Genomic DNA, 12,436 nt, shown 5'->3' with positions numbered 1-12,436 from the left:
AATTCGTAGAGAATTAATTTCAACTATAATTGTCAATTGTTCACTTTTAATTGTTAATTTCTTTAAGTTTCAAACTGAAATATCTAAAAGAATAGATACTTAGTTATATATTAAATTTTAAAATGGTTTATTTATATTGTATATGGAAAACTGAATTAATTAAAGTATATATAGAAAAGGATAAGCTAAAAGATCTATTATAAGAATTTTATAGAATATACATTTAAATGTATTGTTTATGCAAAAAATTGACAGTTAATTCTGAAAAGTGCTAAAATACCTTTATTGATGGGATAAATCTATAGATTGATAAAAACAAAATTATATAATTATGGATTTATGAATAAAAGGGGGGAATATAAGAAATATGATAAATAAACAAGTCTTAGATAAGATTAGTATAAATATTGATAATTATTTAAATGACCTTGTGGAAAAAGAGAAGTTTAGTGGCGCTATGTTAGTTTCTATAAAAGGTAAAAAAATAATTAGCAAAGGATATGGTATGGCAAACTATGAATTAGATGTTTTAAATACATCTAAAACAAAATTTCGTATTGGCTCTATAACAAAGCAGTTTACGGCAGTAGCAATAATGCAACTTTTTGAAAAGAGGCAATTAAATTTAGATGATACATTGGATAAATATATTCCAGATTATCCTAAAGGAGACAAAGTAACCATTCATCATTTATTGACTCATACATCAGGGATATTTAACAATACTAGTGTTGAAGATTTTATGGAGAGTATTATAAGAAAAAAATATAGTTTAGAGACGTTGGTTGATGATTTTAAATATGTTCCATATGATTTTGAACCTGGAACAAAGCATTCTTATTCAAATTCTGGATATATTTTATTGGTATATATAATTGAAAAAGTATCTAATAAAAGCTATGAAGAATATTTACAAGAGAATGTTTTTGATAAGCTTTTAATGAATGATTCAGGATATGATGATTACTATAAAATAATTAAGAATAGGGCCAGTGGTTATGATTTAAAAGGTGAAGAGAGAAGACTTACAAATTGTGATTTTATAGATATGAGCATACCTTATGCTGCAGGAGCATTATACTCAACTGTTGAAGATTTATATATTTGGAATAGAGCATTAATTGGAGAAAAACTTATTGGTAAAGAAGCGCTAAATCAGATGCTTAGTAAACATATTGAGGTTGAAAAAGATGATTATTATGGCTATGGGATACGTTTAGGCGATGAGGAACTTGGAGGAAAAGCTAGAAAGAAAATATCACATGGTGGAGGAATACCAGGATTTTTTTCATCTAATGAAATTTTTCAAGAGGAAGATGTTCAAGTTATTATGATAACTAATATTGTAGATGAGTATTTTTTTGAGGTAATACCTAAAGTAAAATCAATCATTTTCGAAGAAATATAGTAAAGCAATTGTTAAATTTATTTTATAAATTAAAGGAATGTAGGGAGAATAGTTGAATATTATTCTCCTTTTTATAATAGGTGAGATAAAATGATACAATAAAAAATTAAAACTAAAAGCTATAATAATATTAAAACTTTATTTATGTAGAAAGGGAGGAGTATAAGAAATATGATAAATAAACAAGTTTTAAATAAGATTAGTATAAATATCGATAATTATTTAAATGACCTTGTGGAAAAAGAGAAGTTTAACGGTGCCATATTAGTTTCTATAAAAGGTGAAAAAATAATTAGCAAAGGATATGGTATGGCAAACTATGAATTAGATGTTTTAAATACATCTAAAACAAAATTTCGTATTGGTTCTGTAACAAAGCAGTTTACAGCTGTAGCAATAATGCAACTTTTTGAAAATGGGCAATTAAATTTAAATGATACATTGGATAAATATATTCCAGATTATCCTAAAGGAGACAAGGTAACTATTCATCATTTATTGACTCATACATCAGGGATATTTAATTATACTAATATTAAAGGTTCTATTGAAAATACTATAAGGAAAAAACATAGTTTAGAGATGCTCATTAATGAATTTAAGTATGCTCCATATGATTTTGAACCAGGAGCAAAATACTCTTACTCAAATTCTGGATATGCTTTACTAGGATATATAATTGAAAAAGTATCTAATAAAAGCTATGAGGAATACTTACAGGATAATATCTTTAACAAACTTTTAATGGTTGATACTGGATATGATGATTATTATAAAATAATTAAGAAGAGAGCTAATGGTTATGAGCTGAAAGGTGAAGAAAAAAGGATGATAAATTGTGAATTTATAGATATGAGTATACCTCATGCTGCAGGAGCATTATACTCTACCGTTGAAGATCTATATATTTGGAATAAAGAAGTAATTGGAGGAAAAATTATTAGTGAGGAATTATTAAAGAAAATAACTGAAAAATATATTAAGGTTAAAGAAAATGATTATTATGGATATGGAGTACATTTAATCTCTGAAGAACTTGGAGGCAAAGTTAGAGAAAGGGTAGACCATAGTGGAATAATACCGGGATTTCTTTCATCTAATGAAGTTTTCCTAGGGGAGGACATTCAAATCATAATGATAACAAATGTTCCTGATGAGCATTTTTTCAAGAGAGCGTCTAAGGTAAGAACGATTATTTTCGAAGAAATATAGTTAAGTAATTTTTAAATTATAAATTAAAGAGATGAAGGGAGAATAGTTGATATTATTCTCCTTTTTATAATAGTTTAGATAAATTGATATAATGGAATATTTGTATAATTAAAATAAGAATATCTATAGTAACTTTATTTTAATTATTTATATTCAGCAGGAATTACTTAAAAATCAATTATTTGTTTTGTATAAAAATATTTTTAAGGTTTATGGATAATTTAAAATTCAAGCTTGTATCTTTATAGAACTTTTGTGGTTTAAATTAATGTAGTCTTTAACAAGTCCTTATAGCACCGTGATAGGTGCTTTTTTGTTGTAGAGAAACAGAAATATTAGTATGTTAGATGTAAAATTAAAATTTTGTTTAAAGATAGGGTTACAAAGGTACTATTACATTCTCTTTATATAGTGTAAAACAAATTTTAAATTAAGGAGAGGATGTTATGTTATTAAAAAAGGGTAGTAGAGGAGAAGAAGTAAGAAAACTTCAACAAAAACTTATTTCGCTTGGTTATAGTGTTGGTCAATATGGAGCTGATGGAGTATTTGGACAAGGTACTTACGATGCGGTAATAAAATTTCAAAGAGCCCATGGATTATCAGTAGATGGAATAGTAGGGCAAGCAACTTGGAATGCACTTAATAATTCTTCTAGTAACACTTCTGGTGGAGAACTATTAAGAAAAGGATCAAGAGGAGATAAGGTAAGAGAACTACAGCAAAAATTAATAAATAAAGGATACAGTGTTGGACAATATGGAGCTGATGGAGTATTCGGACAAGGAACTCATGATGCAGTGATAAAATTCCAAAGAGCTAACGGATTATCAGCAGATGGAATAGTAGGACCAGCAACTTGGAAAGCAATTAATAATTCATCTGGTAATAATTCTTCTGGTGGAGAACTATTAAGAAAGGGATCAAGGGGAGATAAAGTAAGAGAACTACAGCAGAAATTAATAAATAAAGGATATAGTGTTGGACAGTATGGAGCTGACGGAGTATTTGGACAAGGTACACATGATGCGGTAGTAAAATTCCAAAGAGCCAATGGGCTATCAGCAGATGGAATAGTAGGACCAGCAACTTGGAAGGCATTAAATAGTTCTTCGAATTCGAATGGTGGTGAAGTTGTAGGTGGATCAGGCGTTAGTAAATTTATTGAAGTAGCAAAACAAGAACTTAAAAAAGGATTTAAAGAAACTAATGGGAATAATATAAATCCTTATGGTGAATGGTACGGAATGAATGGTCAACCATGGTGTGCTATGTTTGTGTCTTGGTGCGCTAATAAAGCTGGAATACTTGGAAGTATTGTACCAAGGTATGCTCTTTGTTCAGATGGAGTAAATTGGTATAAAGCTCGTGGAAGATACAAGACAAGAATTTCAGGATACAATCCAAAACCAGGCGATGTTATTTTCTTTAAAAATTCATCAGGTTCTTATTATCATACTGGCATTGTAGTAGAATATTTACGTTCTGAAGGAGCAATTCGTACTATTGAAGGAAATTCTAGCGATGCTATAAAAATGAACTATTATAAGCTTAATAAAACTATTATAGATGGCTATGGAGTAAATTAAATTCAGAAAGTTTTAAAAGAAGTACAAAGTATTGCAGTAGCTGTATAGAAATAACTTATATAGTTATTTATCCTTAAGAAGTTTTAACAGTTTTACTAAAAATATATTTTAAAAATCAAGGACTATTCAAAATACATTTGAATAGTCCTTAATCTTTTTACAAAAAGGAGGGGAAAAGTATTTGTTAGGGAATATATTAAAAATGAAGGAAATTTTAATATTATATTTTAATGGAGGAAATTAAAAATATGATTAAAGAAATTGAAAATCGTAGAAGTATTAGAAATTACATTGATAAATCTATTGAAGATGAAAAAATAATTCAGATACTTGATAGTGCAAGACTTGCACCATCTGGTAGTAACACACAGCCATGGCATTTTATTGTGGTAAAATCTGAATCTACTAGAAAAAGGTTAGCTGAAACATCCCATAATCAAAAATGGATGCTTTCCGCTCCAGTCTTTATTGTATGTGTTGCAGATATACGCTCTAGAATTAGAGAAGATATAGATATAGTATTAAATGAAGATAGCCCACAGATGGAACTGAAGCAGATAATCAGAGATACATCAATTTCCATAGAACATATGTTACTTGAAGCTACTAGTTTAGGATTAGGCACCTGTTGGGTTGGGTGGTTTATTCAAGAAGAGATTAGACCAATATTAAATATACCATCTGATAAGTATGTAGTAGGTGTTATAACTGTTGGGTATACAAATGAAACTCCAAAAGCTCGTCCACGAAAGAAACTTGAAGAAATAATACACTATGAAGTTTGGTAAAAAATTATATAAAATTAAATTATAAACATACAATAATGAACAATAGTTAGATAGTGTAAACTAAGAATAATATTTAGTATATTAATGGAGACTGGTTATGAGTAGTAAAACTAAAAAAAGATTTTAATTGACTCTGTAATTTTTGCTATTATACTTGTAGTTTTTATGCTTTATATTTCTAATAATTCCCAAGCATTAGAGTTTAGAAGTGGAAAGTATTATTGCAAAATAGATATTTTAAATGAAAACAGTATAGAAATTTTAAAATGGAATGTGGCAATATCTAAAAATAATATTAAAAATAATATTATTGAAAATGATTTTAATAAGGAAACACTTAGGAGCTTTAGAAATAATATTAATGAGATTAGGTTTAAAAGATTTTATTTATTTTTATTTCTACTATATTTAATTTTTATTTTAAAAATTTTTAGAAATTTACGAAAAGATAGTCAACTATGTAAAAGAGAAAACAATAAAAAATCTTTGGAACCATTTATTACAATCATTATGATTTTTCTAATTTACAAGATTATTATTTCCTCTATTGAGCTAAATCAGTTATGTAAAGATATAGTTTATTATTTTAATTTAATTAAATAGATTACAAACTATCTATAGCATGTATGTTTCATTACTAATATGATTAAAGCCTTACATAGCTAATAAGCTTAGATTATCAAAAGCTTTTCAATAAGCTTAAAAAGCTATGGAATACAGCTATGTAACTTGTTTATTGATGTAAGGTTATGTTTAAGAGTGATGAATATTTGACATACTAAAATCTTATATAAAGTAATATACACTCTAGAATGAGCATAATCTTTATCTAGAGATATTATAAGTTGTGTTAGTTTTAAAATATTTATTAAAAAATTATATAATTAGAGGGGAATATGGTTAGATTAGAAAAGATGAATGAATTTGATTTTAGCAACTATATTAATAACGCTATTAAGGAGTATGCTGCTGAAAAAATTAAAGCAGGTGCTTGGGCTCAAGAGGAAGCAGAAAACCTATCTAAAGAAACTTTTGCTAGATTACTTCCAAAGGGTATTTATAGTGAAAATCAATATCTCTTTTCTATAATAGATGCTGATAAACAGATAAAGGTTGGATATCTATGGTTTCAATGTTATGAAAAATTAATTGGAAAAGAAGCCTTTATATATGACTTCATTGTTTTTAAAGAATTTCGTAGTAAGGGATATGGTACTCAAGCACTTAAATCTCTTGATGACGTAGTTAAAGAACTTGGCATTAATAAAATTTTATTGCATGTATTTGCACATAACAAAAGAGCTTTATCATTATATGAAAAGACAGGCTTTATTGCTACTGATATAAATATGTCTAAAAATATTTAATAGGTAGCTTTAATGAACAGCAAATTATTATAAGAATTTATTAATACTAATATAAAAAGTGAATATAAATTGAGATACCGTATTATTCATAAGGGAATTTACGGTGTTTTTTATTTTGTAATATGAATGGTTTACAAAGCAAGCTAATTCATTTGTCAAAGTATATTAGATGTCTTTTTGCTGGAATATGAAGGAAATTGAAGTGTTAAAGAGAATGTATTATAGATATAAGTTTAGGTGGATATAAATATTAGATTATATAAATTAAATTATTATAAATAAATAGAGGAGAGAGTAATTTTGAAAAACAATTATAAAATTATTTCAATAATACAGTGGATATTTAATATTATTACCGCAATTTTAGCTATTTTATATTTTTTACATTTTGTTGAGAAGAATGTTGTTTTTCTATTTTTAGGTGTAAGTAATATTATTAATGGATTAGATCGAATTAATATTATAAAGAGAACAGATTTAAAAGAAGATAAGAATTATTATAAGATTACTGGAATAGGTTGGATTATTTTAGGCATCTTATTTATATTTTTATCTGTTTCTGAATTATTAAATTAGCTGTTTTTAAGTTATAGGATGATTATATTACAATATAGCTATCAACTTTTAAGGTAAGGATTAGGAGGATAATATTTTTTAAGAATATAATTCATAATTATTATATTTTGCGAAGAGTGCATTATAATAGGAGGCTATAATATGGAATTTATTAATTTGTTAATTAGTGCAATTATTCAAGTTATATTATTTTTAATTTTACCATTTATTTGGTGGCTTACAAGAGATAAAAAACAGTCAAACTTCTTAAAATACTTAGGCATAAAAAAGCCAATAGTAAAAAATAAAAGAAATTATATGATAACTTTTTTATTTACTATATTTGTTTTATCTTTTTCAGCATTTATAATTGTGCCATTATTTATAGACAGTTCTAATATGGCAACTTCTAAGTTTGAAGGAAAAGGTATTTCTGCTCTTTTCCTAGCTCTAATCTATGCTTTTTTACAGACAGGCCTTTCTGAAGAACTTTTCTTTAGAGGATTTTTAACAAAAAGATTTGTAAAAAGATTTGGATTTAAAATTGGAAATTCTATTCAAGCACTATTATTTGGACTAATGCATGGAATTATGTTTAGGGAATTATCGGGAATATTAGGAGCACTAATAGTTACTTTAATCACTGCTATGGCAGGTTGGCTGATGGGAGTAATTAATGAAAAACAATCAGAAGGATCTATAATTTCAAGCTGGTTACTTCATGGTTGTGCTAACACTTTAGCATCACTCATGGCAATGTTTAACATAATTTAAAAGCAGAGTATTGCATATTAAAAATGCGCTTTCTGTAGGGGAGAATAGTGTTCTTCAGAAAATCCAAAGTGGTTCTACTATTAGGTGTTAGGTAGATGATTGATGTTTAAATAATATTTTTTTAATGTTATTTACATGAATGAAAACCAGCGAACATTGTTCGCACCTACGACATCATACACTTCATGGGATAGCTGATGGATATGATAAAAAGTATTTATATAGTGAACTCTATAGAAGAGCTTCTGATTTGTGGGTCAATTCACGTTGTTATACACATGGTGTTGCTGTACGTTAATGATAAAAATATAACTGATTCTTGGGTGATGAATAGATTTGGTATGTTGGTTATTGACGCTGTACGTCCACTTGAAGAAATAGCTATACCCAATATAGATAATAGCATATTGATAAGAAAAGCTGATATAACAGACCTTATTAATATGAAACATCTTTTTAAAGGAATAGACAAGCATCTTTCATCATCACCAATATATTTATATAATCATATTAGTGAAAACTATATAGATGAATATAGCGATTGGCTTAAAACAGAAGGTAATAATTTATGGATTGCCGAGATTAATAGCAAAATTATAGGTTATTTAAAAACAAATACAACTGAAATTAATATGGATGAATTAGATGATGGTTATACAATGGCAATAAATGGAGCGTATGTATTACCAGAATATAGAGGACGACATATAATGTCAAGACTATTAAATGTCGCAACTGATTGGGCTATTGAAAAGGGAGTGAAACGCTGTTCTACAGATTTTGAATCTGCTAATATTGAAGGAAGACGCTTCTGGCTTAAACATTTTACCCCATATTGTTATTCAATGATTAGAAGAATTGATGAAAGAAACCATTTAAATTCAATTAGTATTGGAAATAAATAATATGAGCGAAATTATAATTGAAACGGAACGTTTATATATAAAACCTTGGTTATTAGATTATACTGATGAGTTGTATAACTTAATGTCAGACAAGCGAGTTCATATATACACTGGGGACACTGTTTGGACCAAAGAAAGAACTAAGGGATATATCCAATTTAGTATTAATAGAGAAAGTTTATCATTAGATAACTTTCATGGAGCAGTTATATTAAAAGAAAGCAATAAAATTATAGGATTAACAGGGTTGAATCCATATTTGATGAAGCAACCAGAAATTGAATGGCAATTAGGGTGGATTTTTGGAATAAAGGATATGCTACTGAAATTGGAAAAGCTGTTATAGAAACTGCTTTTAAAAATAGTAATATAGCAAAAATATATGGTATGGCTAACCCTAAAAATATTGGATCTATGAGAGCTATGAAGAAAATTGGAATGACTTGTCTTGGAATTAGAGATTTCAGGGGTGAGCAGTATATGTTTTATGAAATATTGTGCTAAATCTAATATATTTATGATAAGAATATGTTATAAATAAAGTTCTAATAACTATAAAACTAAATAATTTTCTAAGATACCGTAGTATTCAGAAATGAATGCTATGGTATTTTTAATATATAATTTGATTATATTACAACTTACATATTAAAATTTAAAATACAAACAATGTTATTTGAAAACTAAACATAAGGTTATTACAAAATGTTACATAGTAAGAGTGTATTTGGAGCAACTAAGTTACAATAATAAATCTCAAACTAATAAATTTTAGATTATTTTAATATATGATATAATCTATAGTTAATATAAAACTTTAGGAGGAAATAGAAATGGAGTTTGTAAGAATAAATTCTAGTGATAATAATTATTTTGGTGATGTAATGAATATATATAAAGTGAGTTTTCCTATATTTGAGCAAAGAACTATAAAAGATCAAATGGACGTTTTAAAAGATGATAAATATAATTGCATGGCCGTTTGTGAAAATAATAAATTAGTTGGAATATTATTATATTGGGATTTAGATAATTGTAAATACATTGAACACTTAGCAATATCGCCTAGTCTACGAGGAAAAAACTATGGTTCTAGAATTTTAAAGGATTTTTGCGAGAATAATGAAACTATAGTTTTAGAAATAGACCCACCAGTAGATGATATATCAATTAAAAGATTAGAGTTTTATTCTAACTTAGGATTTAAGCTTCAAGAATTTGAACATATTCATCCACCATATAGAAAAGAGTATAAAGGTCATAAATTAAAGATTATGAGTTTTAATAGAAATCTATCTTGGGATGAATACAATGAATTTAACGTATTTTTAAAAGAAAGAATTATGAAATACTCAGAGCATAATGATTAAATAGTACTGATTTATAGTTGTTAATTAATTCATAATTTTAATATTAATTGATATGATATATGATTTAATTAACAGAATGCATTATACGTATATATTAGATTTAACAACTTCAAAAGTGAATAAATTTTTAAAACACTGTATTATTCAGAAATGAATTTTACAGTGTTTTTTATAGCTTAATTTAAAATGTTTTACACTTTATACTAACTTTATAAGCAACTTATAGCACTATGTTAGTTACTATTTTTGTTGAAATAAGAAGGAGAATAGTATTTCTTAGGGAATATATTAGGAGGGAAAAATCAAATATGACATAAATGTAAAATATTACAATAAAAAATGATTTATATAATTGGAGGAACATAATGAGTAATGATTTAAAAACATACTTAGAAAATATGAAAAAGCCTTGGAGTGCATTATACTATAGATTGCTTTGGGAACAACTATCACAAGTAACTAATTGTAAAATCCTCGATTTTGGAAGTGGGTTGGGAATTACTGCAAATCATTTAGCAAAGAATAATGATGTGGTAGCAATAGAACCAGATGCTAATATGATAGATATGAGAATATGTGACAACAATTATAAACAGATTATTGGTAATATAGAACAATTAAAAGAGCAAGATGATAATTTCTTTGATGTTGTAATATGCCATAATGTTTTTGAGTATGCGAAAGAACGAAAAGAAATATTTAGAGAATTATGCCGAGTTCTTAAACCAAATGGGATAATATCTATAGTAAAACATAATCATGCAGGAAGAATCATGCAAAAAATTGTTTTTGAAAACAATGTGGATGAAGCAATATCTCTACTTGATGGGGAAGCAGCTAAGGTTATGAATTTTGGACAAGTGGATTATTATGATGTAAATGATGTTAGAGAGTGGATAGGGGATTTAGACGTTAATATTGAAAAGGTTCTTGGAGTTAGAACGTTTTTGGGTTTGCAACAAAATAATGAAATTAAGTATGAGCCAATGTGGCAAGAAAAAATGTTTGAAGTTGAAATGAAAGTGTGTAACATAGATGAGTATATAAATATATCTTTTTATAATCACATTTTGTTAAGGAAATTAAGTTGAATGCATTGAATATTAAATATCATGTGCACTGTGAAAATTTTATAGTGAAAATTTATTATAAAAATAAAATGATTTTTATTTTTAGTATTATATCAAGTCTAGTATTCATAATATTGTTACTATTTATAGGAAAAGTAATTAATTGCTATTAGTTATATGATTTAATGGCTTATATTTAAATGTAGAATAACACTTTGAAGTAATTTTAAATAAAATAGAATAGTGATTCTGGATTTTAATCAACATTATAAGAGTAGTATTTCGCTACTCTTATAATATTATATAATTCTATTTTAGTATATCTTATATACACTTGTACCATTATATAAATATGAATATATACAATAATTGACTTTTCTATTCTTCAAATCTGAGAAAAATATACTTACACATACCTGATTCATCTACTTTATCCATGTTAACACGGGTAGTTTCTTGCCATTTTTTGCTACGTGGAATATCTTTAAAATATGGATAGGAAGCAATTAATTTTATTTTATGTGACCAATCTTCCATTGAAGATGGATCGTCCACGGAAAATGTCATCAATGCATTATGATTACCAGAAGAACGAACAATCTGGTTAGATATTTCAAGACCTTCTTTCGAATTAGCATCAAAAAATATTTCTCCCTTTGGGAAGTGTTTAGCAAGCTTACAGAATAAATCTATAAGCTTTTTTTCTTCAAAATAATGAAAAACACCTCCAGCTATAAATAATATACCATTGTCCTTATTAAATTGAATATCGTCAAACCAACTAGTGTCAAAGACAGATTTTGCAATAAAGTGATTTCTATCCGAGTGCTTAATGATACTTTCGCGAAAGTCAATTGCATCCGGTAAATCCAGATCATACCACTTTATTATACCATTGTCCACCCTGGAAAAGGTGGTATCCAAACCGGCGCCAATATTAACAATTGTAGCTTTAGGATATCGCTTAATAAAATTTTTAATTATTGTGTCAGTATGAATGGCACGTGCAATATAGCTAATTCCTCCGAATTCACCGAAGGCCTTTTCTATACCAGAAAAATCATAGTCTAATCTTTCAATAATCTCTATTGCTTTATCATCTATAAAAATTTCAGGATATAACCTGCTCATTTTTGCCCGTCCCCACAGTGGGATTAACATGGTTGACTGTACACTTTGTAAACTAGTTATATTATTTACTGACATAAATACCATCCCCTCTATAAATCTATAAAAATATTTAAGTTAGTCACAACTAACTATATTAATTATACCATGCTCTTAAGACTCGTCAATATAATTACTATTTACTTTATCCATATAGTTTTGGGATATTCACTCAAATTATTTCTTAAGATATCATATTATTTAGAGATAAATTTGATGGTGTTTTATGTC

The 12,436-nt window shown here is 27.0% G+C and carries 11 protein-coding genes and 1 pseudogene; 11 read left to right on the top strand and 1 reads right to left on the bottom strand.

The window, feature by feature from the left end; translation table 11 throughout:
* The first annotated feature begins 367 nt into the window (after positions 1-367).
* The 11 genes and pseudogenes from ACY1IQ_RS16410 to ACY1IQ_RS16360 all read left to right on the top strand — a co-directional run bounded on the left by ACY1IQ_RS16410 (position 368) and on the right by ACY1IQ_RS16360 (position 11,059).
* Positions 368-1,408 (top strand): serine hydrolase domain-containing protein, encoded by a 1,041-nt coding sequence (locus ACY1IQ_RS16410; RefSeq protein WP_461614979.1) that lies wholly within the window; start codon positions 368-370, stop codon positions 1,406-1,408.
* A gap of 171 nt (positions 1,409-1,579) precedes the next feature.
* On the top strand, positions 1,580-2,620 hold the full coding sequence (locus tag ACY1IQ_RS16405; RefSeq protein WP_461614978.1) for a serine hydrolase domain-containing protein: 1,041 nt from the start codon (positions 1,580-1,582) through the stop codon (positions 2,618-2,620).
* 446 nt (positions 2,621-3,066) lie between these two features.
* The gene (locus ACY1IQ_RS16400) at positions 3,067-4,209 is read left to right on the top strand and encodes a peptidoglycan-binding protein (RefSeq protein WP_461614977.1); all 1,143 of its coding nucleotides are present in this window, start codon (positions 3,067-3,069) and stop codon (positions 4,207-4,209) included.
* 248 nt (positions 4,210-4,457) lie between these two features.
* On the top strand, positions 4,458-4,997 hold the full coding sequence (locus tag ACY1IQ_RS16395) for a nitroreductase family protein (RefSeq protein ID WP_461614976.1): 540 nt from the start codon (positions 4,458-4,460) through the stop codon (positions 4,995-4,997).
* An 896-nt stretch (positions 4,998-5,893) separates the two neighbouring features.
* Positions 5,894-6,364 (top strand): GNAT family N-acetyltransferase, encoded by a 471-nt coding sequence (locus ACY1IQ_RS16390; protein WP_461614975.1) that lies wholly within the window; start codon positions 5,894-5,896, stop codon positions 6,362-6,364.
* 300 nt (positions 6,365-6,664) lie between these two features.
* Positions 6,665-6,940, top strand: coding sequence for a hypothetical protein (locus ACY1IQ_RS16385; RefSeq protein WP_461614974.1), 276 nt, complete (start codon positions 6,665-6,667; stop codon positions 6,938-6,940).
* Positions 6,941-7,081: 141 nt separating this feature from the next.
* Positions 7,082-7,693, top strand: coding sequence for a CPBP family intramembrane glutamic endopeptidase (locus ACY1IQ_RS16380; RefSeq protein WP_461614973.1), 612 nt, complete (start codon positions 7,082-7,084; stop codon positions 7,691-7,693).
* A 197-nt stretch (positions 7,694-7,890) separates the two neighbouring features.
* Positions 7,891-8,598 (top strand): GNAT family N-acetyltransferase, encoded by a 708-nt coding sequence (locus ACY1IQ_RS16375; protein WP_461614972.1) that lies wholly within the window; start codon positions 7,891-7,893, stop codon positions 8,596-8,598.
* A gap of 1 nt (position 8,599) precedes the next feature.
* Positions 8,600-9,102, top strand: a pseudogene (locus tag ACY1IQ_RS16370) (GNAT family N-acetyltransferase).
* A gap of 329 nt (positions 9,103-9,431) precedes the next feature.
* Entirely contained in the window at positions 9,432-9,968 is a 537-nt protein-coding gene (locus ACY1IQ_RS16365; protein WP_461614971.1) for a GNAT family N-acetyltransferase, read from the top strand.
* Positions 9,969-10,333: 365 nt separating this feature from the next.
* Positions 10,334-11,059 (top strand): class I SAM-dependent methyltransferase, encoded by a 726-nt coding sequence (locus ACY1IQ_RS16360; RefSeq protein WP_461614970.1) that lies wholly within the window; start codon positions 10,334-10,336, stop codon positions 11,057-11,059.
* Between the two features lie 357 nt (positions 11,060-11,416).
* On the opposite strand, the gene ACY1IQ_RS16355 is transcribed toward ACY1IQ_RS16360, so the two are convergent.
* A complete protein-coding gene (locus ACY1IQ_RS16355) occupies positions 11,417-12,244 on the bottom strand; it encodes a class I SAM-dependent methyltransferase (protein ID WP_461614969.1) in 828 nt (275 codons plus the stop codon).
* Positions 12,245-12,436 lie beyond the last annotated feature (192 nt).

The organism is Clostridium sp. Marseille-QA1073 (assembly GCF_054863625.1).
This window is presented reverse-complemented; position numbering and strand designations above follow the sequence as displayed.

Bases quoted from the DNA above. Each gene is read 5' to 3' on its own strand.
- ACY1IQ_RS16410 (WP_461614979.1), top strand. From the start codon at position 368: ATGATAAATAAACAAGTCTTAGATAAGATTAGTATAAATATTGATAAT.
- ACY1IQ_RS16405 (WP_461614978.1), top strand. From the start codon at position 1,580: ATGATAAATAAACAAGTTTTAAATAAGATTAGTATAAATATCGATAAT.
- ACY1IQ_RS16400 (WP_461614977.1), top strand. From the start codon at position 3,067: ATGTTATTAAAAAAGGGTAGTAGAGGAGAAGAAGTAAGAAAACTTCAA.
- ACY1IQ_RS16395 (WP_461614976.1), top strand. From the start codon at position 4,458: ATGATTAAAGAAATTGAAAATCGTAGAAGTATTAGAAATTACATTGAT.
- ACY1IQ_RS16390 (WP_461614975.1), top strand. From the start codon at position 5,894: ATGGTTAGATTAGAAAAGATGAATGAATTTGATTTTAGCAACTATATT.
- ACY1IQ_RS16380 (WP_461614973.1), top strand. From the start codon at position 7,082: ATGGAATTTATTAATTTGTTAATTAGTGCAATTATTCAAGTTATATTA.
- ACY1IQ_RS16375 (WP_461614972.1), top strand. From the start codon at position 7,891: ATGGATATGATAAAAAGTATTTATATAGTGAACTCTATAGAAGAGCTT.
- ACY1IQ_RS16365 (WP_461614971.1), top strand. From the start codon at position 9,432: ATGGAGTTTGTAAGAATAAATTCTAGTGATAATAATTATTTTGGTGAT.
- ACY1IQ_RS16360 (WP_461614970.1), top strand. From the start codon at position 10,334: ATGAGTAATGATTTAAAAACATACTTAGAAAATATGAAAAAGCCTTGG.
- ACY1IQ_RS16355 (WP_461614969.1), bottom strand. From the start codon at position 12,244: ATGTCAGTAAATAATATAACTAGTTTACAAAGTGTACAGTCAACCATG.